Consider the following 24,644-nt stretch of genomic DNA (forward strand, 5'->3'; position numbering starts at 1 on the left):
CCGTGCTCTTCGCGGTGCTGATCGCGCTCGCCCTGGCCTACACCTACCCGGTGCGGGTGTACCTCGACCAGAAGGCCGACATCGAACGGATGGAGGCGGCCCAGGCCGCCCAGCGGGCCCTGATCGAGCAGCGCTCCATCGAGGCGGCCAAGTGGCAGGACCCGGCCTTCATCGAGAGCGAGGCCCGGCGCCGGTTCTACATGGTCTACCCCGGGGAGGTGCCGGTCATCGTGCTCAACGACCCGGCCGGCGCCGCCCGGGACGCCGGCGCGGCCAGCCGGCCCGTCCAGCCCGAGACCCCCGACCCGTGGTACGACACCCTCTGGTCGAGCATCCGGGCCGCCGACGCCGGGCACCCCGGCCGCTGACCGGGCCACGCCCGCACCGGGCGCGAGGACACCACCACCGACGAGAGATGGGCGCAGCGTGACCGTCGTACCCCCGCAGGAGCCGGCAGCGGACGCCGTACCCCCGCCCACGCGGGAGCCGGCCACCGAGGCCGACCTGGCCGCCGTGGCCGCGCAGCTCGGACGCCCGCCCCGGGGTACCCGGGCGGTGGCCCACCGCTGCCCGTGCGGCCTGCCGGACGTGGTGGAGACGACCCCCCGGCTGGCCGACGGGACGCCGTTCCCGACGCTGTTCTACCTGACCTGCCCCCGGGCGACCGCCGCGTGCAGCCGGCTGGAGTCGGCCGGGTTGATGAAGGAGATGGCCGAGCGGCTCGCCGCCGACCCGGAACTGGCCGCCCGGTACCGGGCCGCGCACGAGGACTACCTGGCCCGGCGGGACGCGATCGGCCAGGTACCGGAGATCGCCGGCATCTCCGCCGGTGGGATGCCCGGCCGGGTCAAGTGTCTGCACGTGCACCTCGGGCACGCCCTCGCGGCGGGCCCCGGGGTGAACCCGTTCGGCGACGAGACGCTGGCGCTGGTGGAGCGCTGGTGGGCCGCCGGCCCCTGCGTGGACGTCCCGGCGGGTGGGGCCGACGGGCCGGTGGACGTCCCCTCCGACGGGCCGGTGGGCGGGTGAGCGGGCCACCGGTCGGCGTCGACGGGGGCGGGGCCAGCGACATCCTCGTGCGGCGGGCCCGGACCCGGGACGTCCGGGGGATCCGTCGGCTGGTGGACACGTACACCAACGACCGGCGGCTGCTCAGCAAGGCCACCGTCACCCTGTACGAGGACGTGCAGGAGTTCCGGGTCGCGGTGCGGGCCACCGACGAGGCGGTGGTCGGCTGCGGCGCGCTGCACGTGATGTGGGAGGACCTGGCCGAGATCCGTACGGTGGCGGTCGACCCGTCGTGCCGGGGGCAGCGCCTCGGGCACCGGATCGTCGGCGAGCTGATCGACGCCGCCCGGGAGCTGGGCGTGGCCCGGATCTTCGTGCTCACCTTCGAGACCCGTTTCTTCGGCTCGTTCGGCTTCCAGCCGATCGACGGCGCCCCGGTGCCGCAGCCCGTGTACGAGCAGTTGCTGCGCTCGTACGACGAGGGTGTCGCCGAGTTCCTCGGCCTGGAACGGGTCAAGCCGAACACCCTCGGCAACACCCGCATGCTGCTGCGCCTCTGAGCCGGTACGGCGGCTGCCGGAGGGCTTGACCGGTCACGGCATGCTGGCGGCGTGACGACGACCCGGCGGCTCGGTACGGTCTGCGCGCTGCTGGTCAGCGTCCTCGCCCTGGTCGGCGCGAGCCGGCTGGTGCTGCCGGCCACCGGCGGGGTGGACGGCGAGCCGCCCGGGGTGCGGCGGCAGCTCACCTTCCTGCGGGCGGCGCTGGCCGACGGGGCGGGCGAACGCGCCCAGGAACTCTTCCCCGAGGGGTACTTCTTCGCCCACGCGCTGTACGGCCTGACCTGGGTCGAGTCCGGGCTGCGCCGACCGGCGGGGGAGCGGGCCGAGGCGCTGCGGGAGGCCCGGTGGGCCCTGGACCGGCTGGACTCGCCGGCCGGCCGGGCGCCGTTCAGCCCCGACCTCACCCCCGCGTACGGGGTCTTCTACCTGGGCTGGACCAACTGGCTGCGCGGTGGGGTGCTGGCCCTGCAACCGGCCGACCGGCGGGACCCGGCGGACCTGCGCCGGTTCGCCGACGACTCGGCCGCGCTCGGGGCCGCCTTCGCCGCCGCCCCGACGCCCTACCTGGCCGCGTACCCGGGGCAGGCCTGGCCGGTGGACTCGACCGTGGCGGTGGCTTCGCTGCGGCTGCACGACACCCTGCTGCCGCCCCGGTTCGGCGGGACGGTCGGCCGGTGGCTCGACGGGGTACGCCAGCGGCTGGACCCGACGACCGGGCTGATGCCGCACCGGGTGGACCCGGTGACCGGCGAGCCGGCCGAGGTGGCCCGGGGCACCTCGCAGAGCATGATCCACCGGTTCCTGGTGGACGTCGACCCGGGCTTCGCCCGTGAGCAGTACCTGCGCTTCCGGGACCGGTTCGTGGTCTCGCCGCTGCGCCTGGGCCCGGCGGTGCGCGAGTACCCGGTCGGGACGTCCGGGGCCGGGGACGTGGACTCCGGGCCGCTGCTGCTCGGGGTGAGTCTCTCGGCCACCGTGGTGACCCTCGGCGCGGCCCAGGCGCACGGCGACGACCGGCTGGCCCGGGGCCTGGCCAACTACGGCGAACTGGCCGGGCTGCCGCTGGACACGCCGTGGACCAAGCGGTACGCCTTCGGGGCGATGCCGATCGGGGACGCCTTCCTCGCCTGGGCCAAGACGGCCCGGCCCTGGGTGGCGGCGGCACCGGCCGACCCGCCCGCGCCGAACGTGCCCCTGCTGTGGCGGCTGCCCCTGGTGACGGTGCTGCTCGTGGTCGCCCTGCTGCCCTGGGTCCCCCGGCTGGCCCGGTACCGGCCACGGCGGCCGACCTCCGGGCCGGCGGCTGCCGTAGGGTTGCCGTCGTGACGACGCGAGTGGCGGCCATCGACTGCGGTACCAACTCGATCCGGCTGCTGGTGGCCGACCTGCCCGACCCGGCGGCCGGTCCGCAGGCCCCGCTGGCCGACCTGAGCCGGCGGATGGAGGTCGTCCGGCTCGGCCAGGGCGTGGACCGCACCGGCCGGCTCGCGCCGGAGGCGATCGAGCGGACCCGGGTGGCGCTGGCCGACTACGCCACCGAGATCGAGAAGCTGGGCGCGGAGCGGGTGCGGATGTGCGCCACCTCGGCGTCCCGGGACGCCTCCAACGCCGACGACTTCCGCGCCATGGTGCAGCAGACCCTGGGGGTCGCGCCCGAGGTGGTCAGCGGTGACGAGGAGGCCCGGCTGTCGTTCACCGGCGCGGTGCGCGGGCTCCCCGCCGACGCCGAGGAGCCGTACCTGGTGGTCGACATCGGCGGCGGCTCGACCGAGTTCGTGGTCGGCACCCGCGCCCGCGGGGTCGCGGCGGCCGTCTCGGTGGACATCGGCTGCGTCCGGATGACCGAACGGCACCTGGCCGGCGACCCGCCCACCCCGGAGCAGGTCGCCGCCGCGCGGGCCGACATCGCCGCCGCCGTGGACCGGGCGCTGGCGACCGTGCCGGGCCGCGAGGCCGCCACGCTGGTCGGCCTCGCCGGATCGGTCACCACCGTCGTGGCCATCGCCCAGGGCCTGACCGGGTACGACCCGGCGCGCATCCACCACGCCCGGGTGCCCTACGAGCGGGTCGCCGAGGTGACCACCGACCTGCTGGGCAAGACCGCCGCCCAGCGGCTGGAGATCCCGGTGATGCACCCGGGCCGGGCCGACGTGATCGGCGCGGGGGCCCTGGTCCTCCAGGTCATCATGGATCGGGCCGGGATGCCCTCGGTGGTCGCCAGCGAGCACGACATCCTCGACGGCATCGCCTGGAGTCTCGCCTGACCGGGGACTTCGTCGCCGAGGCGGAGCGGGTGCAGGAGGAGTTGCGTCGGCGGGTCGACCTGCGCAGCGGGTTGCCGGGTGCCCCGCAGACGGTCGCCGGGCTGGACGTCTCCTACGAGGTGGGCAGCGACCGGGTGGTCGCCGCCGCCGTCCTGCTGGACGTGGCGACGGCACGGGTGCGCGAGTCGGCGCTGGTCGTCGGGAAGGTGACCGTGCCGTACGTGCCGGGGCTGCTGGCCTTCCGGGAGGTGCCGTTCCTGCTGGCCGCGCTGGAGCGGCTGCCGGTCTCCCCGGACGTGCTGGTCTGTGACGGGTACGGGATCGCCCACCCGAGGCGGTTCGGGCTCGCCTGCCACCTGGGGGTGCTCACCGGCCTGCCGGCCTTCGGCGTGGCGAAGACCGCCTTCACCGCCCGCTTCGACGAGCCGGAGCGGGCGCGGGGCGCCTGGACGCCGCTGCTCGACGGGGACGAGACGGTGGGGCGGGCGCTGCGCACCCAGGCCGGGGTGAAGCCGGTCTTCGTCTCGGTGGGGCACCGGGTGGGCCTGGCCGAGGCGAGCGACCTGACGATCGCGCTCGCGCCCCGGTACCGGATCCCGGAGCCGACCCGGCAGGCCGACCTGCTCTCCCGGGCCGCCCTGCGGGAGTCGCCACCGACGACCGGGTAGGTGCGGGCGGTGTGCGCCCACCGAGCTTTCGACCTGCCCCGTCCGTAGGACCACGGGGAGTCGGCCCCCGGGCGCGGGTGCGCGCCCCGGCTGTGGGGGCACCTCGACAGGCCGTCACGGGTACGTCGTCCACCCGTCGAGCGCCCGAGCCGACAACGGCTGCCCGATCCGACTTCCCCGTTCGATTGACGGTACTGCGCAATGCGCAGTAGTGTGCGGTGCGTGGATACCACACAGCTGCTCAAGGGCGTGCTGGACCTCGCGGTCCTCGCCGTGCTCCGGGAGGAGGACGGCTACGGGTACGACATCCTGCGCCGGCTCCGGGAGGCCGGCCTGGAGGAGGTCGGCGACGCCTCGGTCTACGGCACGCTGCGCCGGCTCTTCGCCGCCGGTCTGCTGACCACGTACGTCGTGCCGAGCGAGTCCGGCCCGCACCGCAAGTACTACTCGCTCAACGCCGCCGGGCGGGACCAGTTGACCCGCTCCGGCAAGCTCTGGCGCTCGTTCGCCACCACCATGGACGCACTGCTCGACGATCGGGGGATGGCGGCATGACCGTCACTGGGCAGGAGATCACGGCGTACGTCGAACGGGTCCGGGCCGCGCTGGCCGACCTGCCGCCGCAGACCCGCGACGAGCTGACCGAGGACCTGTCGGAGCACCTCGCCGAGGTGGCCGCCGAGGCCGACGGCAGCCTGGTCGACCGGCTCGGCGAGCCCGAGGCGTACGCGGCCGAGCTGCGGGCCGCCGCCGGGGCGACCGGTCCGGCCTCGGCGCGCAGCCTCGACCAACGGGCCGCCACACTGCTGGCCGGGGCCCGCGCCCGGCTGCGCGCCACCGACCGGCGGATCGGCCCCGTCCTCGGGTACGCCTCGGCGAGCGAGTACCTGCGGCTGCTGCGCCCGGCCTGGTGGGTGCTGCGCGGGTACCTGGCCGCCATGCTGATCACGGTGGTCACCACGGGCGGGTCGTTCGGGCTGCTGCCGAGGCTGGGCGGGAGCACCCTGGCCGCCCTGCTGCTGCTCGCCGTCTGCGTGGTCGCCTCGGTGTGGCTCGGCCGGCGTACCCCGCAGCTGAGCCGCTGGCCCCGGCTCGCGGTCGGCGCCGGTACCGGGGTGCTTGTCGTCTTCGCCCTGGCCGGCTTCGTGAGCCTCGACGACGAGCAGCGGAACTGGACCGGCGGCGGCCACGAGGCCATCGCGGTGCAGCAGCCGCACCCCCCGGACTTCTACGACAGCCAGGGGCGGCCGTTGCTCAACCCGCCCCGCCTGTTCGACCAGGACGGCAACCCGATCTGGCTCGGTCACCCCGCCTGCGACGAGGTGCTGTACCGATCGGACGGGCAGCCGGTGCGGCCGTACCCGTACTGCCCGGAGCAGACGCCGTTCCGGTCCGCGCCCCAGGGGTCTGCCCCCGGTGCCCCGGCGGCCGACCCCACCCCGTCCGGCACGCCGACCGCGTCAGCATCGCCCGACCCGTCCGGCCCGGTGCCGCCGCCCACGGAGAGTGTGCCGGCGTCGCCCGGACCGACGTCCTGAGCGGGGCGGTGAGCGGTGCGCGGTGGGGGTGCCGCGGGGGCGCGTCACCCCCACCGCGCAAGGTGTTCCCAGCGGGAAACGGGAGGTGAACACCACTGTTCCGGCGTCTTCCGGCGGCGGTCACGGCGTGACAGGCTACGCGCACGCAACACCACTGTGCGACCAGCCAATGATGACTGACCGCTAGGAGGACGACCCATGGGCGAACTGGTGAGCTATCCCGATCACGCCGGGCCGGGCGAGGGGTATCTCGCGATACCCTCCAGCGGTGCGACCAGCCCCGCCGTCATCGTCCTCCCCGAGCAGTGGGGGATCGTGCCGCACATCACCTCGGTGGCGGACCGCTTCGCCGAGGCGGGCTTCGTCGCCCTGGTGCCCGACCTGTCACCGACGTCGGAGGACGGCCCGGTGACCGGCCGGCGGCTGGACGACGCCGCGCGGCTCGTCGCCGAGGCCGCCGACCACCTTGCCGCCCGGCCCGAGGTCACCGGCAAGGTCGGCACGGTGGGCTTCTGCGTCGGCGGCAGCCTCGCCCTCTGGTCAGCCGGCCGATCCGACCGGATCGTGGCCGCCGCCGGCTTCTACCCGTCGCTGCCCTGGGACGGCCTGGGCGTCGACCGGGCCGACTACGCCGGTAAGACCGCGGTCATCCACTGTGCCGAGAACAGCGGCGCGGCCACCCCGGACGGGGTACGCGCCACCCGGCAGGCCATCGAGGCGGCCGGCGGCACCTGCCAGACCTACGACTACCCGGGCACCGGGCACGCCTTCTTCAACGACGACCGGCCGGAGGCGTTCGACCGGCAGGCCGCCGCCAGCGCGTGGGCCCGTACCCTCGAACTGTTCCGGTCCCGGCTTGGTTGAGGCCCGTACCCCGGCGGAGGTCGTCGCCCGCGCCGCGCGGGCGACCGACCTGGCCGACCTCGACGGCGCGGTCGGCGACTGCTTCGCCTGCCCGCGCCTGGTCGCCTGGCGCGAGGAGGTCGCCCGGACCAGACGGGCGGCCTTCCGGGACCAGGAGTACTGGGGGCGACCGGTCCCCGGCTTCGGCGTGCCGGACGCCCGGATCGCCGTCCTCGGCCTCGCCCCGGCCGCGCACGGCGGCAACCGGACCGGGCGGATCTTCACCGGTGACCGCTCCGGTGACGTGCTCTTCGCCGCCCTGCACCGGGCCGGCCTGGCCAACCAGCCGACCAGCGTCGCCGCCGACGACGGGCTCGCGCTGACCGGCACCCGGATCTTCGCCGCGGTGCGCTGCGCCCCGCCGGAGAACAAGCCCACCCCCGCCGAACGGGACACCTGCGCGCCCTGGCTGCACCGCGAGGTGGCGTTGATCCGGCCCACCCTGCGGGTGGTGGTCGCGCTCGGCGCGTTCGCCTGGGCGGCGTGGTGGCCGGTGCTCCGTGCGGTGTACGGGCACCGCCCGCCCAGCCCGCGACCGGCGTTCGGCCATGGGGCACACTGGTCGGGCACGGCCGTACCGGAACTGCTCGGCTGCTACCACGTCAGCCAGCAGAACACCTTCACCGGGCGGCTGACGCCGGGAATGCTGGACGACGTGTTCGCCCGGGCGAAGCAGGTGGCCGGGCTGGACTGAGACTGCGTGGGGCGGTGGCGATGACGGACGGACGACGTGCGCCCGTCGGGCCGTACCCGTCGGCGGTCCGGGGGTAACGGCCGGTGGAGTCGAACGAACTGCGCCGGTGGTGGCCGGTGGCCCTGGTCGTCGTCCTGCTCGGGGCGGTGGCGCTCGCCGCCGGCAACTCGGCGATCGGGGCGAACCGCGTCCCGCCCGCCAGCGAGCACATCCCGTACGTGCCCGAGTACCCGGAGGGGGTGCCGGAGACGTCGATCCCGGTCGAGCCCCGGGACGCCGGCGAGCCGACGCAGCCGCAGTTGCCCCGGTGGCTCGCCACCACCGCGATCGTCCTGCTCGCGCTCACCGTGCTGGTCGTCCTCGGCTACCTCGCGTGGACCCTGCTCCGGGGGGCGCTGCGGCGGACCACCCGGGCCCTGCCCCAGCAGCGGGCCCGGCGCACCGCCGAGGGCACCGCCCGGGAGGTGGTCGCCGCGCTCGACGCCGGGCTGACCGACCTCGACGACTCCGCGACCGACCCGCGCGCCGCCGTGATCGCCTGCTGGGTCCGCCTGGAGGAGGCCGCCGGCAGCGCCGGGGTGCCCCGGCTGGCCGGCGACACCCCCACCGACCTGGTCACCCGGCTGCTCCGGGGGGACCCGGCCGCCGGGGTGCCGGCGATCGTCAGCGCGGACGTGCTGGCCGAGTTCGCCCACGTCTACCGCGAGGCCCGGTACGCCACCCGGCCCGTCGACGAACGCACCCGCGACCAGGCGCGGGCCGCCCTGCGCCGGCTGCGCGGTGAACTCACCGCCACCGCCGGGGGCGAGGTCCCGGCGTGAGCAGCACGAGCATCGACGACCTGCTCCGCTCCGAGGAGGAGCGGCCGGCCCGCCCGGAACGGGTCCGGGGCGGCCGGGCCCGCCGGGTGGTGAAGTTCCTCGCGGTCACCGCGGCGGTCACCGTGGTGGTCGTCGTGGTGCTGCGGGCGGTCGGCCTCACCGTCTCGTTGGAGGTGGTGGTGGCCGGGGTCCTCGCCGTCCAGGCGGTGCACCGGGTGACCACCGCCCTCGCCCCGCCGCCCCGGCGGGCCGGCGTCCGGCTGGGCTCCGGTGAGGAGCCGGGCACCTGGAACTGGGGGGCCAGTGACGCGTTGCGGACCGCCGTCAACCGGTGGGCGACCCCGCTGGACTGGTCGACCGGCCGGCCGGACCGGTTCGTCGACCTGGTCCAGCCCCGCCTCGGTGAGCTGGCCGACGAGCGGTTGCGGCAACGGCACGGCCTGACCCGCGACTCCGACCCCGTCCGGGCCCGCGCCCTGCTGGGCGAGCGGCTCTGGATCTTCCTGGAAACCCCGCCCCGACGCACCCCGTCGCCGCGCGACCTCGCGGTGATCGTCGCCGACCTGGAGAACATATGAACGACGTGGACCGGACCATTCCCCCCGCCGAGGTCGGCCACCTGGCCCGGTCGGTGCTGGACGCGGTGGGCTCGGTCGTGGTCGGCAAGCGGGACGCCCTGGAACTGGTCCTCGCCGGCATCCTGGCCGGCGGTCACGTGCTGCTGGAGGACCTGCCCGGGTTGGGCAAGACGCTGACCGCACGCTGCTTCGCCCAGGCGCTCGGGCTGGACTTCCGCCGGCTCCAGTTCACCCCCGACCTGCTCCCCGCCGACGTCACCGGCTCGTTCCTGTACGACCAGAGCAGCGGGGACTTCTCCTTCCGGGCCGGCCCCGTCTTCACCAACCTGCTGCTCGCCGACGAGATCAACCGGACCCCGCCGAAGACCCAGTCCGCCCTGCTGGAGGCGATGCAGGAGAAGCAGGTCTCGGTGGAGGGGGTCACGTACCGGCTGGACGAGCCGTTCCACGTGCTGGCCACCGCCAACCCGATCGAGTACGAGGGCACCTACCCGCTGCCCGAGGCGCAGTTGGACCGGTTCCTGCTCCGGGTCTCCTTCGGCTACCCCGAGCCGGAGGAGGAGTGGGACGTGCTGCGCCGCCGGATGACCCGCCGCCGGGAGGAGGCGGTGATCTCCCCGGTGGTGGACGCCCGGACGCTGCGGGCGATGCAGGCCGCGCTGGAGGACGTGGTGGTGGAGGACTCCGTCGGGCGGTACATCGTGGCGCTGACCTCGGCCACCCGGGAGCACCCGTCGGTGCTGGTCGGCGCCTCGCCCCGGGGCTCGCTGGCACTGCTGCTGCTGGCCCGCGCCCGCGCCGTCCTCGCCGGCCGGGACTACGTGGTCCCCGAGGACGTCAAGGAGGTCGCGGCGCCGGCCCTGGCGCACCGGATCACCCTGCGCCCGGAGATGTGGCTGCGCCGGGTGGACCCGTCCTTCGTGGTGGGTGAGGTGCTCGACGCCACTCCCGCACCGGCCAGCGGGGCGCTGCCCAGCCACGCCGGTGGCCGGTCCGGACGCTGATGGCCGCCCTCACCGCCGGCGGCGGACCCGCCGCTGCCGACCCGGCCGTCGACGGTGGCGGGCCGGGGCGGGAGGGCACCTCCGGCTGGACGCCCACCTGGGCGTTGGGGCGGGCGGTGCTGCTCACCGGGTTGCTGCTGATCGCCGCGGTGCTGCTCGGTCGGGTCGACCTGGTGGTGCTGGCCACCCCGTTCGCCCTGGGCACCGCGTACGCGCTGCGTCGCCGGCCCGCCGCCGGGCCGCACCTCTGGCTGACCGCCGACGACGGGCACCTGGTCGAGGGGGGCGAGGTGACCGCCACCGCCACCGTCGGCAACCCCGAGCAGGCCGGGTACGACCTGACCGTGATCCGTACCCGGGTCTCCCCGTGGCTGCGGATGACCCGGGTGGACTTCGGCGGGGTACGGCTGGAGGTGGCCCGCTCCGGTGGCGCGGACCGGCCCTTCGTCACCTCGGTACCCGGCGGCGCGGCCGTCGACGTGACCCTGTCCGGGACGGCCCGCCGCTGGGGCCGGCACCCGGTCGGGCCGGCCGGGGCGCGGGCCGCCGCCGCCGGTGGCCTCCTGGTCTCCCGGGCCACCGTCGTCGAGCCGGCCCGGGTCCGGGTCTACCCGAGGACGGAGCCGTTCGACGCGGTGGAGGCGATGCCCCGGGCCGCCGGACTGGTCGGCGCGCACCACTCCCGGCGGCCGGGGGAGGGCGGTGAACTGGCCGGGGTGCGCGTCTTCGCCCCCGGTGACCGGTTGCGCCGCATCGACTGGCGGGTCTCCCTGCGCGCCCGGCAACTGCACGTCGCGGCGACCCTCTCCGACCGGGACGCCGAGGTGGTGGTCCTGCTCGACGTGCTCGCCGAGGCGGGGCGCTCCGGCGGGGTCGGCGGTTCCGCCTCGGTGCTGGACACCACGGTCCGGGCCGCCGCCGCCATCGCCGAGCACTACCTGCACCGGGGCGACCGGGTCTCGTTGCTGGAGTACGGCCCGGCCGCCCGCCGGCTCCGCCCGGCCACCGGCCGCCGGCAGTACCTGACCGTGCTGGAGTGGCTGCTCGACATCCGCGCCGAGTCCTCCCCGCACGAGCCGTACGACCAGGTCTTCGGCCCGCACCTGCTCTCCTCGGACGCGCTGGCGGTGGTCCTCACCCCGCTGCTGGACGAGCGGTCCGCCCAGATGCTGGCCCGGCTGGCCCGCTCCGGGCGGTTCGTGGTGGCCGTGGACACCCTGCCGGCCGACCTCGCCCTGCCCCGGGGCGAGGGCTGGGCGGAGGTGGCGTACCGGCTGTGGCGGCTGGACCGGGACACGATGATCCGCCAACTGCGGGAGCACGGCGTACCGGTGGTCCGCTGGGCCGGCGCCGGCAGCCTGGACGAGGTGCTGCGGGACGTGGCCCGGCTGGCCACCGCACCCCGGGCGGGTGCCCGGTGAGCGGGGAGCGGGCGTGAACGCGGTCACCGAACGGTTCCGCGCCCTGCGGTACGCGGTCACCCGGGTCAGCCTCCTGCCGCTGCTCGTGCGGGTCGGCATCTTCCTCACCACGCTGGCCGGGTTCGCCCTCGCCTTCCCGTCCGAGGTCCTGGTCGGCCGGGCCTTCGGCGTCCTGGCGATCGCCGCGCTGCTGCCGGCGGTCGGGCCGGGCCGGGTGTGGCCGACCTTCACGGCGCTGGTAACGGTGGGCGGTTGGCTGCTCGCCGCCGCCGGGTACGGCCGGCCGGCCGCCCTGTGGCGGCTGATCGCCGTGGCGGCGCTGCTCTACCTGGCGCACACCCTCTGCGCGCTGGCCGCGCTGCTGCCCTACGACGCGGTGATCGACCCGCAGGTGCTCACCGGGTGGCTGACGCGGGCGGGCGCGGTGGTCCTGGCCTCCGCCGTGCTGGGGGTGCTGCTGGTCGAGGCGGGCGCGATCCGGGCGGGCGACGGCCTGCGCGCCGCCACGGTGGCCGGGCTCCTGGTCGCGGTGGGGTTGACCCTCCTGCTGCGCTGGCTGCTCCGACGTCGGTGACCCCTTCCGGGGGACTGCGGCGGCGCGGCGACGGCGAGTCGCACCGCGCCCGGCCCACCGGCCGGAACCATGGTGGCGGCCGGGGAGTCCAATCACCGACCCGTCGAGACGGACGTGAGGGGATGTCGTCATGCGCCACCACGTGGGATGTGTCGGTCGGTTGACCGGGTGTGCCCTGGTCCTCGTCCTCACCCTGGCCGCCTGCGCGAGCGGCGAGGGTGCCGGTGGCAGGGCCGAGCCGGAGTCGTCGTCCGGGGAGCCGGTCTCCCGGGAGCCCACCGGGGCCGCGGAGCCCGCCGTCGTCGAGTGCGGGCAGCCGTTCCGTCCGCCCGCCGCCGGGGGGATGACCCTGACCGGGCGCTTTCCCACCAGCGTGTCGGCCGACGAGCCGGCGGTGGTCGGGACGGTCGAGGTCGCCGGCCGGCAGCCGGTACGGGGCGTCGCGCTGCCGCGCGCCGACGTCTTCCTGGTCCGGCAGGGCCGCGTGGTGACCCTGCCGATGGCGCAGGACGCGGTGGGGGTGCGGTGGGACCTGGCTCCGGGTGAGGTGCGGAGTCTGCCCGGCGAGGCGCCGCTGGTGGGCTGCGAGCCGGGCGGTGGCGCGGTGCCGACCGGTACGTACGAGCTGTACGCCCGGACGACGGTCACGACGGACGACGGGGCCGTGGTGGAGTCCTACGGCGGGCCGTGGCCGATCGAGGTGCGGTGACGCCGGTGGCGAACGCGAACGGCTGGGAACCGCGGTGCGGTTCCCAGCCGTCAGGTGCGGTCGGGGTCAGCCCAGCACGATGCTGACGCCCAGGTGGCTGGAGAGCACGGTCCACGGCTGCGCGTACGCCGTGCCGCCGCCCCCGGCGATCACGTTGCCCCGGATCCAGGCGCCGGAGGCGTCCTTGGCGTAGAACGCGCCGCCGGAGTCACCGCCCGCGCTCAGCGTGCCGCCGGTGAAGGCGATGACGGGCGACTTGCACCCGGTGGTGGTGCAGACCTGCGCGGTGACGCTGGTCGCGGTGTGGCCGCAGTTCTCGCCGGTGGTCCGGCCACTGTGGCAGTAGTCCGTGTACCCGACGCTCGCCGCGCCGGCCGAGACCACGGGGATGCTGGTGGTGCTGGTGACCCCGCCGGTGAAGACGCGGCCCGCGTACAACGAGCCGCCGATCAGCTCGAAGTCCATGGCGTGGCCGGTGACGGTGGGCAGGCGCCGGTTGGAGACGGTGCCGTACGTGTTGGCGCCGGACTCGGTCGAGACGGTGGTGCCGTCGGCGTAGCAGTGGCCGGCGGTGGTCATGAACACGGTTCCGGCGCCGTTCTGGACGGCGTACCCCGAGGAGCAGAGGGCGCCCGAGGCGAGCAGACCCCCGCCGCCGTAGTAGGCCGGCACGTCGTCGCGACGGTGCCAGGAGTCGGTGGTGCTGCTGCGGCTGACCTGGATCTCGCGGGCCGCCTGGCGCTGCGCGGCCTGTCCGCCGGCGAGGTCGGTCAGGGACGCCACGACGCCCGAGGGCGCGTCGGTGTTCAGGACGATCTTCCCGGTCCGGCCGTCCACGTAGCTGGCGAACGAGTACCGGGTGCCGTTCCTGGCGACGTAGTCGGCGATGCGGGTCTGGATCGTCGCCAGCGCCGTCTCGGCGGCGGGGGAGGAGACGGCGGCGCGGGCGACACGGTCCGGGGCGCGGCTCTCGTCGAGCTTCGCCGCGGCGGGGCTGGTGGGCTCCTTGTCCTTGCCCGGTCCCGCCTGGGCGGGGCCGGTGGTGAGAAGCGTCAGAACAGCGGTCGCGGCGATCGCCGCACCGATGATCGTCCTCTTCGTCCTGGGCATCGGGATCCTTCCCTGTACGCACGGGCCACGTGGTCGTGGCCTAGAACAGAAAAGGGCCGATTGGCGTTGATCAATAGATTTGTGTAAGGGTTTTGACAGGTGCCGCAGCATTCGGGGCGCGAAAAACGACAGCCCGGAAAAGTCGGTTCGTGTCCCGTATTCGCCGCCCCTGCGCTGATGTGACCCTTCTCGGCGGTTCGCCGGGCCGCGCCCCTGCGGCCGGGGTCACCCGAAACCTCGTGGCGCCGGTCACCCTCCGTATAGTCGCGCAGGTCACAGGGTTGTGCTCCGTCACAACAGGGGGCCGTGAGCGGTGTTGGCGGAGCCCCTCGGGGAAAGATGGATGACGTGAATCCGAAGCGGATCCTTGTTGTCGGTGCCGGACATGTCGGCCTCTACGCCGCCCTGCGCCTGTCGAAGAAGCTGAGTTCCCGCGAGGCCGAGGTCATCGTGGTGGACCCTCAGCCGCACATGACGTACCAGCCGTTCCTGCCCGAGGCGGCGGCCGGCAACATCTCCCCCCGCCACTCCGTGGTGCCGCTGCGACGCGAGTTGCGCCGGTGCACCGTCGTGGCGGGCGCGGTCACCCGGATCGAGCACGACCGCAAGGTCGCGACCGTGCAGCCGATCGCCGGCCCGCCCCGGGAGATCCCCTACGACCACGTGGTGGTGGCCCCCGGCTCGGTCTCCCGCACCCTGCCGATCCCCGGCCTGCACGAGCACGGCATCGGGTTCAAGACCATCGGTGAGGCCATCTACCTGCGCAACCACGTGCTGGACCGGCTCGACGTGGCCGCCGCCACCCCGGACCCGGAGGTCCGCCGCTCCGCGCTGACCTTCACCTTCGTCGGCGGCGGGTACGCCGGCATCGAGGCGCTCGCCGAGATGGAGGACATGGCCCGGGACGCGCTGCGGTACTACCCGGAGCTGAAGGCCGACGACATGCGCTGGGTGCTGGTCGAGGCGACCCAGCGGGTGCTGCCCGAGGTCGACCGGGACATGGGCGCCTACACGGTGCAGCAGTTGCTGAAGCGGAACATGGACATCCGGCTGGACACCCGCCTGGAATCCTGCGTCGACGGGATGGTCACGCTCTCCGACGGGGACAGCTTCCGCTCGGACACCATCGTCTGGACGGCCGGCGTCAAGCCGTCGCCGATGCTGGACGCCACCGACTTCCCCCGCGACGAGCGGCGTCGGGTCACCTGCCTGCCCACCCTCCAGGTGGTGGACGGGGACACCGTGGTCGAGGGCGCGTGGAGCGCCGGGGACTGCGCGGCGGTGCCGGACCTGACCAAGGAGCCGGGCAACTTCTGCTCGCCCAGCGCCCAGCACGCCGTCCGCCAGGCCGCCCGGATGGCCGACAACATCGCGAACGTGGTGCGCGGCCGGGAGCCGGTCAACTACCAGCACAAGCACGCCGGCAGCGTGGCCAGCCTCGGCCTGCACAAGGGCGTCGCCCAGGTGTACGGCATCAAGATGACCGGCTGGCCGGCGTGGTTCATGCACCGGACGTACCACATGAGCCGGATCCCCTCCCTGAACCGGAAGGTCCGGGTGGTGGTCGACTGGTCGCTGGCGTTCTTCCTCAAGCGTGAGGTGGTCGCGCTCGGCCAGTTGCACGACCCGCGCGAGGAGTTCGAGGTGGCCTCCCAGCCCCTGCGCACCGGCCAGGCCTGAGGTGTAAGGAAGGGCCCCTTCTTAACGCTTTCGGTAGTGAAGGGGCCCCTTCCTAACCTCCGGTTCCGGTGGTCAGGGCCGCCAGGTCCAGGCGTCGGCGATCCGGGTACCCGGGCCGTAGAGCTGTTCCAGCGTGTCGCGCAGGCTTCCCGCGTGCGGCGCGTCGTCGGTGACGGCCACGCAGGAGGCGCCCCAGAAGTCCGCGTCCCGCGCCGCCCGTTCCCGCTGCGCGTCGTCGACCAGGGGCGGCACCCCGTTCTTCGCGACGTCGGCGAGCAGCGCGGAGGTGGGCCGCTTGAACGTCCCCATCGCCGCCGTCCCGCCCCGGCCGTACGGGCCGATGAAGAACCCCTCGGGCAGGGCGAACTCGGCGTCGGCCGCGGCGGCCCAGCGCATCGGCCAGGGCTCCTTCGGGGTGGGCAGCGGCACCGGCACCAGCACCCCACCGGGCGGTACGCACTCCCGCCAGTGCCCACCGGCGACGAACTCCGGCAGCGGCGGCCGGTCCGCCGTGGGCAGCGGGGTGGGCAGCACCGGCAGCAGCGCCACCACGACGGCCGCCGGGACGATCCGGCGGGCCGGCCCGCCGCCGCGCAGCGCCCGGTCCACCGCCAGCGTCAGGATCGTGCCGGCCAGCGGGAGCACGGCGAGGGCGAACCGCATCGGTAGCGCGCCGTCCACCACCGGCAGGCCGAGGAGCAGGGCGTACGGCCCCGGCACGGCGGTCCGGTCGCCGTCGACCACCAGGTCGGGGCCGAGCGAGAGCGCCCCCATCAGCAGCGCCGCGACCAGGCAGGCGAGCACCAGCGGACGGCGTCCCGGCCGGTCCGGGGTACGGCCGGCGGTGAGCAGCCAGCCCGTGCCGGCCACGGTGACCAGCAGCAGCGGCCAGCCGAGGAAGGTGTTGTACTCGGCCGGGCCGGTGGTCAGCCGGGCCGCCTCGGCGTCGCCGGCCACGGACAGCGGGGAGAACGTCCACCAACTGGCCAGGTCGGCCGAGAAGTAGTACGGGCTGAACATCCCGTCGGCGACCCCCTGCGGCCCGGCGAACTGGAACCAGAGCGGGTAGCCCACCGCGACCAGCGAGAGCCCGGCGGCGACCAGCAGCCCGCCGGCGAAGCCGGGCAGTGCCCGGCGGACCAGCGGTCGGTCGGCGACCGCGTAGGTCAGGGTCATCACGATCAGGGTGACCGCGGCGAGGAAGACCACCTCCTCGCCGACGAAGATCTGCGTGCTGACCGCCACCGCCAGCCCGAGCGACGAGGTGAGCAGCCGGCGCCGGTCGAGGCCGGCGGGCCGGCCGTCGGGGCCCGGCGTGGCCGGGTCCGCCGCGCGCAGCAGCCGGACCACCAGCCAGACGATCACCGGTACCAGCCACTGGGCGGTCATGTGCAGGTGACTGTTGGTCTGCGAGACCATGCCCGGCCCGAAACCGGCCAGCCCCGCGCCGAGGGCGGCGGCGAGCCGCCGGGCCCGCAGCACCCGGGTGAACAGCAGGTGCCACGCGATCGCGGTACCGGCCAGGTTCGCCGCCGCGAGCAGGGCGAAGGTGACGGGTGCCCCGAACAGCAGGGTGACCGGGGCGAAGGCGATCCCGAGCGCGATGACCGTCGTGTTGGTCATCAGGTTCACCCCGTCGGGGGCGTTCAACTTCTCGGTGAGCAGGCCGAAGTCGCCCAGCAGCGCCCGCGCGTCCACCGCCAGGAACCACTCGTACAGGGCCTGGTCGGCCGGGTTGAGGGCCAGCACCCGGCGGCCCGGGTCCGGCCAGAGCCCGTGCGTCAGCCAGCCGGCCAGGAGCACGAAGAACAGCGCCACGAGCAGGTCGGCGCGGTGCCGGACGACGGCGGCGAACAGGCGGGCACGGTACCGGTCGACGGCGGCGAGCCACCGGGCGGACCGGCCCTCCCGCGCCGCCGGACCGTCGGGCGGGCTCGCGTCGCCCCGACCGGCCTCGGCTGACGTGGCGGCTGTGCTGGTCACGGCTCGACCCTAGTGTTCCGGTGCCGACGGGGTACGCCGGCCCGGCCGGGACCGGTTACCGTGACACTGCACCGCCGCGTGTCACTCCGCGTCGGTCCGCCCTGCCCGGGTGGTGGAACGGCAGACACGGCCGCCTTAAAAGCGGCTGCCGCAAGGCGTGCGGGTTCGACCCCCGCCCCGGGCACCGACACTCTCAGCTTCCCTTCAGCTTACCGATCTGCACGTTGCAGCCTCGTGCGTTTACTCTTGAAGGTGCACGTTCACGTGCGACGACCCCCTGAGGGAGGCCTGAAAGTGAAGACTTCGAACCCGGTGCTCGCCCGCCTCGGTCAGGCGGCCGAGCGGGAGCGTGCCGCCGGGTACGCTCCGCCCGGGCCGTACGGACAGCCCGGCTATCCGCAGCAGCAGTACCCGGGCGCTGTCGGCTACCCGGCCGCGCCGCCGACCGTCGCCCCGATGTCGATCGACGACGTGGTGGTCAAGACCGTCATCCTGCTGGCGATCGTCGGGGCCGCGGCCTCGGCGGCCTGGGTGCTGGTGCCCGACGCGCTGCTCGGTCCGGCCTGGATCGGCGCCGCGATCGTCGGCCTGGTGCTGGGCATGATCATCTCCTTCTCCCGGATGGCCAACCCGGCGCTGGTGGTCACGTACGCCGTCGTCGAAGGTGTCTTCGTCGGTCTGGTCAGCAAGTTCTTCGAGACGCTGTACCAGGGCATCGTGCTCCAGGCGGTGACCGCCACCTTCGGGGTGTTCTTCCTGATGGCGATCCTGTACAAGGCGCGCGTCATCCGGGCCACCCCGAAGTTCGTCAAGGGCATGATCGCGGTGATGGTCGGCCTCTTCGCGGTCATGATGATCAACCTGGTGCTGGCCCTCTTCGGCATCAACACCGGCCTGCGGGACGGTAGCCCGCTCGCCATCGGCTTCAGCCTGGTCTGCATCGCGGTCGCCGCCCTGAGCTTCGTGCTCAGCTTCCACGAGGTGGAGGAAGGCGTCCGGATGGGGCTGCCCCAGCGCTACTCCTGGACGGCCGCCTTCGGCATCCTGGTCAGCCTGATCTGGCTCTACATCGAGATCCTGCGGCTGTTGAGCTACTTCCAGGGCGACGACTGACCGTCGCCGTCGACCGGCGCCCGCCCCGCGTTCCGCGGTGGCGGGCGCCGGTCGTTCCGGGGGTGGTCGGGCCGGCCGTAGACTCGGCGCGATGAGCGCAGCACAGGGTGTTCCCGGCCCCGACCCGGCCGACACCGACCTGGACCGGGCGGTGGACCTGCTGGTCCGTCAGGTGGGGCACTGGCAGCAGCCGCGCTGGGCGGCCCCCGCCGCCGGCGGCAACGTCTCCCGGGCCGACCTGGTGCACCGGCTGGTGCAGGAGATCGCCAACCTGACCGCCGACGTGGAGGGCCGGCCCCGCCGGACGGTACCCCGGCTGGACAACGACCTCGTCCTGCCCGACCAGGTCCGGGTGGTCGCCGCCGACCTGGTGGCCGCCGGCGCCCCGGCCGCCACCCTGGCCCACGCCACCGACCAGGTCACCGCCACCCGACAAACCCTCTGACCCCACCCCACCCACCCCGCTCGCCCCGGGGGCGGCGATCATGGAGTTGCCGTGCGGTAGGCCGTCGGTGGCTGCCGTCAACCTCATGATCAACCCCGTCCCGGGGAGGCGGGGGTGGGGGAGGGCGGGGTGGGTGGGTTAGGAGAGGCGTTCGAGGATCATGGCCATGCCCTGGCCGCCGCCGACGCACATGGTCTCCAGGCCGATGCTGCGGTCGTGCCACTGCAGGGCGTTGAGCAGGGTGCCGGTGATCCGGGCGCCGGTCATGCCGAACGGGTGCCCGACCGCGATCGCCCCGCCCATCACGTTGAGCTTCTCCTCCGGGACGCCGAGCTGCCGGTACGAGGGGATCACCTGGGCGGCGAACGCCTCGTTGATCTCCACCAGGTCGACGTCGTCGATGGTCATCCCGGCCCGCCGCAGCGCCTGCCGCGACGCCTCGACCGGGCCCAGCCCCATGATCTCGGGGGAGAGGGCGGTGACCCCGGTGGAGACGATCCGCGCCAGCGGGGTGATCCCCAGGTCCCGGGCCCGCTGGGCGCTCATCACGACCACCGCCGCCGCCCCGTCGTTGAGCGGGCAGCAGTTGCCGGCGGTGATCCGGCCGTCCGGGCGGAACACCGGCTTCAGGCCGGCCACCGCCTCCAGCGTCACCCCGGCACGTGGGCCGTCGTCGGCGCTCACCACCGTGCCGTCCGGAGTGGTCACCGGGGTGATCTCGCGGGCCCAGAAGCCGTCGGCGATCGCCTTCTCGGCGAGGTTCTGGCTGCGTACCCCGAAGGCGTCCATGTCGGCGCGGGTCACGTCGTACACCTCGGCGAGGTTCTCCGCGGTCTGCCCCATCGCCAGGTAGATGTCCGGCAGGTCGCCGGCCTCGCGCGGGTCAGCCCAGACCTCCGCGCCGCCCTGGGCCCGCCGGGCCGAGCGCTCCCGGGCCGCCGCGAAGCGTGGGTTCTCCCAGCCGCCGCCGACTAGGGCCTGCGCCTCGGGCGGCAGGCTGTCCGAGTTGCCCCGGGCGTACCGGGAGACGCACTCGACCCCGGCGGAGACGAAGACGTCCCCCTCGCCGGCCCGGATCGCGTGCATCGCCATCCGGGTGGTCTGGAGGCTGGAGGCGCAGTACCGGGTCAGGGTCGCCGCGGGCAGGCCGTCCAGCCCGAGCAGAGTGGCCACCACCCGGCCCAGGTTGAAGCCCTGCTCGCCACCGGGCAGGCCGCAGCCCAGGTACAGGTCGTCGATCTCGGTCGGATCGAGCTGGGGGACCTTGTCCAGGGCGGCCCGGACGATGGTGGCGGCCAGGTCGTCGGGGCGGACGTCGCGCAGGGAGCCCTTGTGCGCCCGGCCGATGGGGGAACGGGTGGTGGCGACGATGACGGCGTCGCGGGACGACTCGGTCGGCATCCCCACAGGTTAACCCGCCGGTAACTTACCGGGAAGCGGCCACGGTCGCGGGAAAAGTCACCCGGGCCGGCGCGCCGCCGGCCGGTGTCAGGTGCCGGGCAGGGGGCAGCGCCGGGTGAGGAATCAGCGCTGGGTGGGGGTCAGTGCCGGGCGGTGACGGCTGCGGCGGCGGCGACCGCCGGCAGCAGCGCGTGCGCCCAGACCCGGTACCCGTCAGCGGAGGGGTGGAAGCTGTCGTGGCAGAGCGTCCCGGCGTCCGCCCGGAAGACCGGGCCGGCCTCGGTGGCCAGGTCGACCACCGTGCCGCCGGCCTCCAGGGTGGCGACCGTCTGGGCGTACGCGATCCGTCGGCCGGACCAGCCGACCACCTGGCGCAGCGGCGGCGCGATCGCCCGGACCGCGCCCAGGTCGGGGCAGGTGCCGACGACCACCTCGACCCGGGCCTCCCGCAGCCGGCGCACCGCCGAGCCGAGGTACGCGGCGGCCTCGGCGGGGCGGCGCAGGCCGGTGGCGTCGTTCGCGCCGATCAGGATCAGGGCCACGTCGGGGCGCTCACCGAGCAGGGCGCGGGCCACCTGGGTCGCCAGGTCCGCCGAGCGCGAGCCGGAGACCCCGACGCTGGACAGGTGCACCTGCCGGCCGGTCGGCCCCTCGGCGAGCAGGTGCGCCAGTTGACCGCCGATGGTGTCCGCCAGCCGCTCCACCCCGACGCCGAGCGCGGACGAGTCGCCGAGCAGCACCAGCCGCAGCGGCTGCGCGCCCGGCCGCCCGATCGTGGCCCGCAGGGCGAGGCCCAGCTCCGGCTGGGCGTACCGCCGGCTGCGGGCGGCGATGGCCTCGCCGGCGAGCAGCGCGGCCCCGCCCACCGTGCCGGCGACCATGGAGAGTGCCGCCGCCCGGCCGAGCCGGGCCGCGAGCCGGCCGCTGCTGATCTGACCGCTCATGTCAGTCCCTCCACGGTGCGCGACTCGGTGCCGGCGGACTCGGTGCCGGCGGACTCGGTGACGGTGGAGCCGGTGCCGGTCGGTCCCGGCTCGGCGGCGGCCGTGCCACCGGCCGGCACCGGTCCGGCTCCGAAGAGGGTACGGCGGCGTAGCTGTGCCCAGCGACCCGCCGGCCCGCGCTCCCGGCCGCTGACCTGGGTGCCGCTGACCTCCGTGCCGGCGTGGCGGGCGGCCTCCTGGGCCGCCTGGGGCAGCGACCGGACCCCCTCGCCGAGGGTCAGCGGACGCCGTTCCGGGCCGGTGCCGAGGGCGGCCAGCACGGTCGGCAGCAGCGCGGCGGCGGCCATCGCGTACCCCTCGGCGGACGGGTGGAACCGGTCCCAGGCGAACATCCGGGTGGGCTCGGCGGTGAACCGGGGGCCCAGCAGGTCACCGAGGGAGACCGTCCAGCCGCCGGCCTCCACCACCGCCACCGTCTGGGCCGCCGCCAACTGCCGGCTCCAGCGCCGGGCCAGCCACCGCAGCGGCGGCTGGATGGGCCGGATCGCGCCCAGGTCGGGGCAGGTGCCGACGACCACCTCGCAGCCGGCTTCGCGCAGGGTGCGGACCGCGCCGACCAGGTGCCGCACGGCGACCGCGAACGGGCTGCGGTTGGTGACGTCGTTGCCGCCGACCAGGATCACCGCGACGTCCGGGGAGTGCTCCAGCGCCGACTCGACCTGCGGCTTCAGCCCGGACGACAGGGAACCCACCACCGCGTACCGGTGCAGCCGCACCGGCCGGCGCAGCCGGCGGGAGAGCCCGGTGGCCAGCAGCGCACCGGGGGTCTCCCGGCGGCGGTGCACGCCGTAGCCGGCGGCGGAGGAGTCGCCGAGGATCACCACGGTCAGCGGCCGGCCGGGGAACTTCGGGCCGTAGACGCCGTCGCAGCGGGGCGGGGGCGCCTCGGCGGCCGGGATGGTGCGCCGGGCCTGGCGGGCCTGCCCGAGGAGCACGCCGGTGGTCGCGGCGAGCGCCGCCGCGGTGGCGCCCGTGCCGATCGCCGCGACCCGGGCGATCTGCCGGACGCGACTTCGGCGTGGAACAGGCCGGCGTGGAACAATCGGTACGGCGGAACCAGCGACCCCCATACCACGACACTAACGCGCCGGTACGACAGCCGGCTGTCCTCGCGGCGGCGGGCGGGTGCCGGGAAACCGACCGTTCGCGGGTCCCGATTCGGAGTGTCGCTCGTCGATGACGCCCGACGGCGTCGACGGCGCCCGGCATCGGCGGGTGTTGCGCGCGGCGCGCACGATGGTCGGGCGGAGAGAAGGGGCCTCACGATGAACAAGAACCTGAAGCGGACCGCGGCGTTCACCGCGCTGGCCCGGGCGTTGGCGGCCGGGGCCCGGGGCGGGCCGTCGCTGGGCGCCCGCCTGGCGGCCCTGCCCCGGATGATCCGGGCCAGCATGCGCGGGGAGTACGACGGCGGCCTCCGGCTGGCCCTGATGACCGCCGCGGTGGCGTACGTCGCCTCCCCGGTGGACCTGGTGCCGGAGCTGATGCTGACCGTCTTCGGTCTGGTGGACGACGCGGTGGTCGTGACCTGGCTGGCCGGCACGGTGCTGGCCGAGACCGAGCGGTTCCTGGAGTGGGAGACGGCCCGTGCCTCCGTCATCCCCGGACACGCGGTGCCCTGACCCCACGTAGGCTGGGCGCGACGAGGCCGGATGCCCCGGCGTAGTCGCCGGTGCCGGAGTGAGGGACACAACGAGGTGCAGTACTACGACAACGTCGTCGAGATGATCGGCAACACACCCCTGGTGCGGCTGCGTAACGTCGCGGCCGGGATCCGGGCGACCGTGCTGGCCAAGGTCGAGTACCTCAACCCCGGCGGATCGGTGAAGGACCGGATCGCGCTGCGCATGGTCGAGGACGCCGAGGCCGCCGGGATCCTCCGTCCCGGCGGCACGATCGTCGAGCCGACCAGCGGCAACACCGGCGTCGGGCTGGCCCTGGTGGCCCAGCTCAAGGGCTACAAGTGCGTCTTCGTCTGCCCGGACAAGGTCAGCCAGGACAAGCAGGACGTGCTGCGGGCGTACGGCGCCGAGGTGGTGGTCTGCCCGACCGCCGTCGCCCCGGAGGACCCGCGCTCGTACTACAACGTCTCCGACCGGCTGGCCCGGGAGATCCCCGGCGCCTGGAAGCCCGACCAGTACAGCAACCCGGCGAACCCGCGCTCGCACTACGAGACGACCGGCCCGGAGCTGTGGGAGCAGACCGCCGGGAAGATCACCCACTTCGTGGCCGGGGTGGGCACCGGCGGCACCATCTCCGGCATCGGGCGGTACCTCAAGGAGGCCTCGCAGGGGCGGGTGCAGGTGGTCGGCGCCGACCCCGAGGGTTCGGTCTACTCCGGCGGGACCGGTCGGCCGTACCTGGTCGAGGGGGTCGGGGAGGACTTCTGGCCGACCACGTACGACCGGGAGATCGCCGACCGGATCGTCGAGGTGTCGGACAAGGCCTCGTTCGAGATGACCCGGCGGCTGGCCCGGGAGGAGGGGCTGCTGGTCGGCGGCTCCTGCGGGATGGCCGTGGTCGCCGCGCTGGAGGTGGCCCGTGAGGCCGGCCCGGACGACGTGGTCGTGGTTCTCCTGCCGGACAGCGGCAAGGGGTACCTTTCCAAGATCTTCAACGACGCCTGGATGGCCCGGTACGGCTTCCTGACCACCGACGACACCGAGCCGACCGTGGCGGACGCCCTGGCCAGCAAGCCCGGTGGGCTGCCCGAGCTGGTGCACGTGCACCCGACCGAGACGGTCCGGGACGCGATCGACTACATGCGCGAGTACGGCGTCTCCCAGCTCCCGGTGCTCAAGGCCGAGCCGCCGGTGGTCACCGGCGAGGTGGCCGGCTCGATCGCCGAGCGGGACCTGCTCGACGCCCTCTTCACCGGGCAGGCCCACCTGCACGACACCATCGAGCGGCACATGACCGAGCCGCTGCCGATGATCGGTGGCGGCCAGCCGGTGAGCGAGGCGGTCGGCCTGCTGGAGAAGTCCGACGCCGCGCTGGTCCTGGTCGACGGTAAGCCGAAGGGCGTGCTCACCCGGCAGGACCTGCTCGCCCACCTCGGCGCCCGCTGACCCCACCCATTTCCGCTCCACCCACTCACCTCCTGCTCCACCCACCCGCGCCGCTCTCACCCGCCGCGCCCGCCCGCCGGGCGTGGCGGGGTGAG

Annotated in this window: 26 protein-coding genes and 1 tRNA gene; 22 read left to right on the plus strand and 5 right to left on the minus strand. The window is 74.8% G+C overall.

What is annotated here, in order from left to right:
• The 16 genes from AWW66_RS12385 to AWW66_RS12460 form a co-directional block, all read left to right on the plus strand.
• Positions 1 to 368, plus strand: a 368-nt coding sequence (locus AWW66_RS12385) for an FtsB family cell division protein (RefSeq protein ID WP_169807102.1), incomplete at its 5' end; no start/stop codon positions are given.
• Between the two features lie 58 nt (positions 369 to 426).
• A complete protein-coding gene (locus AWW66_RS12390) occupies positions 427 to 1,029 on the plus strand; it encodes a DUF501 domain-containing protein (RefSeq protein ID WP_067364533.1) in 603 nt (200 codons plus the stop codon).
• Complete coding sequence (locus tag AWW66_RS12395; protein ID WP_067364536.1) at positions 1,026 to 1,568, plus strand: amino-acid N-acetyltransferase; 543 nt, start codon at positions 1,026 to 1,028, stop codon at positions 1,566 to 1,568. Before AWW66_RS12390 ends, AWW66_RS12395 begins: the two co-directional genes overlap by 4 nt.
• A 51-nt stretch (positions 1,569 to 1,619) precedes the next feature.
• Entirely contained in the window at positions 1,620 to 2,897 is a 1,278-nt protein-coding gene (locus AWW66_RS12400; protein WP_067364539.1) for a hypothetical protein, read from the plus strand.
• An 8-nt stretch (positions 2,898 to 2,905) separates the two neighbouring features.
• A complete protein-coding gene (locus AWW66_RS12405; protein ID WP_067364542.1) occupies positions 2,906 to 3,835 on the plus strand; it encodes a Ppx/GppA phosphatase family protein in 930 nt (309 codons plus the stop codon).
• A 41-nt stretch (positions 3,836 to 3,876) separates the two neighbouring features.
• Positions 3,877 to 4,503: an endonuclease V gene (locus tag AWW66_RS12410; RefSeq protein WP_245648205.1), complete on the plus strand. Its 627-nt coding sequence runs from the start codon at positions 3,877 to 3,879 to the stop codon at positions 4,501 to 4,503.
• A 222-nt stretch (positions 4,504 to 4,725) separates the two neighbouring features.
• Positions 4,726 to 5,058 (plus strand): PadR family transcriptional regulator, encoded by a 333-nt coding sequence (locus AWW66_RS12415; protein WP_067364545.1) that lies wholly within the window; start codon positions 4,726 to 4,728, stop codon positions 5,056 to 5,058.
• A complete protein-coding gene (locus tag AWW66_RS33675; protein ID WP_067364548.1) occupies positions 5,055 to 6,041 on the plus strand; it encodes an HAAS signaling domain-containing protein in 987 nt (328 codons plus the stop codon). The genes AWW66_RS12415 and AWW66_RS33675 overlap by 4 nt, the downstream gene beginning before the upstream one ends.
• A gap of 198 nt (positions 6,042 to 6,239) precedes the next feature.
• Positions 6,240 to 6,905: a dienelactone hydrolase family protein gene (locus AWW66_RS12425; protein WP_067364551.1), complete on the plus strand. Its 666-nt coding sequence runs from the start codon at positions 6,240 to 6,242 to the stop codon at positions 6,903 to 6,905.
• Complete coding sequence (locus AWW66_RS12430; protein ID WP_067364554.1) at positions 6,898 to 7,638, plus strand: uracil-DNA glycosylase; 741 nt, start codon at positions 6,898 to 6,900, stop codon at positions 7,636 to 7,638. The genes AWW66_RS12425 and AWW66_RS12430 overlap by 8 nt, the downstream gene beginning before the upstream one ends.
• Before the next feature lie 83 nt (positions 7,639 to 7,721).
• Positions 7,722 to 8,459 carry a DUF4129 domain-containing protein gene (locus AWW66_RS12435; protein WP_067364557.1) on the plus strand — a complete coding sequence of 246 codons (738 nt, stop codon included), beginning with the start codon at positions 7,722 to 7,724 and terminating at the stop codon, positions 8,457 to 8,459.
• On the plus strand, positions 8,456 to 9,037 hold the full coding sequence (locus tag AWW66_RS12440) for a hypothetical protein (RefSeq protein ID WP_067364559.1): 582 nt from the start codon (positions 8,456 to 8,458) through the stop codon (positions 9,035 to 9,037). Before AWW66_RS12435 ends, AWW66_RS12440 begins: the two co-directional genes overlap by 4 nt.
• Entirely contained in the window at positions 9,034 to 10,041 is a 1,008-nt protein-coding gene (locus AWW66_RS12445) for an AAA family ATPase (protein WP_067364562.1), read from the plus strand. The genes AWW66_RS12440 and AWW66_RS12445 overlap by 4 nt, the downstream gene beginning before the upstream one ends.
• On the plus strand, positions 10,041 to 11,462 hold the full coding sequence (locus AWW66_RS12450; RefSeq protein ID WP_083978435.1) for a DUF58 domain-containing protein: 1,422 nt from the start codon (positions 10,041 to 10,043) through the stop codon (positions 11,460 to 11,462). Before AWW66_RS12445 ends, AWW66_RS12450 begins: the two co-directional genes overlap by 1 nt.
• Before the next feature lie 13 nt (positions 11,463 to 11,475).
• Entirely contained in the window at positions 11,476 to 12,036 is a 561-nt protein-coding gene (locus AWW66_RS12455; RefSeq protein WP_067364565.1) for a hypothetical protein, read from the plus strand.
• A gap of 130 nt (positions 12,037 to 12,166) precedes the next feature.
• Complete coding sequence (locus tag AWW66_RS12460) at positions 12,167 to 12,745, plus strand: hypothetical protein (protein ID WP_157527420.1); 579 nt, start codon at positions 12,167 to 12,169, stop codon at positions 12,743 to 12,745.
• 66 nt (positions 12,746 to 12,811) lie between these two features.
• On the opposite strand, the gene AWW66_RS12465 is transcribed toward AWW66_RS12460, so the two are convergent.
• The gene (locus tag AWW66_RS12465; protein ID WP_067364571.1) at positions 12,812 to 13,855 is read right to left on the minus strand and encodes a chymotrypsin family serine protease; all 1,044 of its coding nucleotides are present in this window, start codon (positions 13,853 to 13,855) and stop codon (positions 12,812 to 12,814) included.
• A gap of 348 nt (positions 13,856 to 14,203) precedes the next feature.
• Between AWW66_RS12465 and AWW66_RS12470 the strand changes: the two genes are divergently transcribed.
• Complete coding sequence (locus tag AWW66_RS12470) at positions 14,204 to 15,535, plus strand: NAD(P)/FAD-dependent oxidoreductase (protein WP_067364574.1); 1,332 nt, start codon at positions 14,204 to 14,206, stop codon at positions 15,533 to 15,535.
• 72 nt (positions 15,536 to 15,607) lie between these two features.
• On the opposite strand, the gene AWW66_RS12475 is transcribed toward AWW66_RS12470, so the two are convergent.
• Positions 15,608 to 17,518 (minus strand): hypothetical protein, encoded by a 1,911-nt coding sequence (locus tag AWW66_RS12475; RefSeq protein ID WP_067364585.1) that lies wholly within the window; start codon positions 17,516 to 17,518, stop codon positions 15,608 to 15,610.
• A gap of 103 nt (positions 17,519 to 17,621) precedes the next feature.
• Between AWW66_RS12475 and AWW66_RS12480 the strand changes: the two genes are divergently transcribed.
• From AWW66_RS12480 to AWW66_RS12490, 3 genes are all read left to right on the plus strand, one after another.
• A tRNA-Leu gene (locus tag AWW66_RS12480) sits at positions 17,622 to 17,702 on the plus strand.
• Between the two features lie 110 nt (positions 17,703 to 17,812).
• On the plus strand, positions 17,813 to 18,631 hold the full coding sequence (locus AWW66_RS12485) for a Bax inhibitor-1/YccA family protein (RefSeq protein ID WP_067364587.1): 819 nt from the start codon (positions 17,813 to 17,815) through the stop codon (positions 18,629 to 18,631).
• A 91-nt stretch (positions 18,632 to 18,722) separates the two neighbouring features.
• On the plus strand, positions 18,723 to 19,076 hold the full coding sequence (locus AWW66_RS12490) for a hypothetical protein (protein WP_067364589.1): 354 nt from the start codon (positions 18,723 to 18,725) through the stop codon (positions 19,074 to 19,076).
• Positions 19,077 to 19,214: 138 nt separating this feature from the next.
• Here the strand turns inward: AWW66_RS12490 and AWW66_RS12495 are convergent, their stop codons facing one another.
• From AWW66_RS12495 to AWW66_RS12505, 3 genes are all read right to left on the minus strand, one after another.
• Entirely contained in the window at positions 19,215 to 20,477 is a 1,263-nt protein-coding gene (locus tag AWW66_RS12495; protein ID WP_067364592.1) for an acetyl-CoA C-acetyltransferase, read from the minus strand.
• 140 nt (positions 20,478 to 20,617) lie between these two features.
• Positions 20,618 to 21,421, minus strand: a complete 804-nt coding sequence (locus tag AWW66_RS12500) for an SGNH/GDSL hydrolase family protein (protein WP_067364595.1) — start codon at positions 21,419 to 21,421, stop codon at positions 20,618 to 20,620.
• Positions 21,418 to 22,551, minus strand: a complete 1,134-nt coding sequence (locus AWW66_RS12505; protein WP_083978438.1) for an SGNH/GDSL hydrolase family protein — start codon at positions 22,549 to 22,551, stop codon at positions 21,418 to 21,420. Before AWW66_RS12505 ends, AWW66_RS12500 begins: the two co-directional genes overlap by 4 nt.
• 195 nt (positions 22,552 to 22,746) lie before the next feature.
• Between AWW66_RS12505 and AWW66_RS12510 the strand changes: the two genes are divergently transcribed.
• Positions 22,747 to 23,103 carry a YkvA family protein gene (locus AWW66_RS12510; protein ID WP_067364599.1) on the plus strand — a complete coding sequence of 119 codons (357 nt, stop codon included), beginning with the start codon at positions 22,747 to 22,749 and terminating at the stop codon, positions 23,101 to 23,103.
• 75 nt (positions 23,104 to 23,178) lie between these two features.
• The gene (locus tag AWW66_RS12515; RefSeq protein ID WP_067364602.1) at positions 23,179 to 24,549 is read left to right on the plus strand and encodes a cystathionine beta-synthase; all 1,371 of its coding nucleotides are present in this window, start codon (positions 23,179 to 23,181) and stop codon (positions 24,547 to 24,549) included.
• Positions 24,550 to 24,644 lie beyond the last annotated feature (95 nt).

This window comes from Micromonospora rosaria, from assembly GCF_001567585.1.
GTDB lineage: Bacteria > Actinomycetota > Actinomycetes > Mycobacteriales > Micromonosporaceae > Micromonospora > Micromonospora rosaria.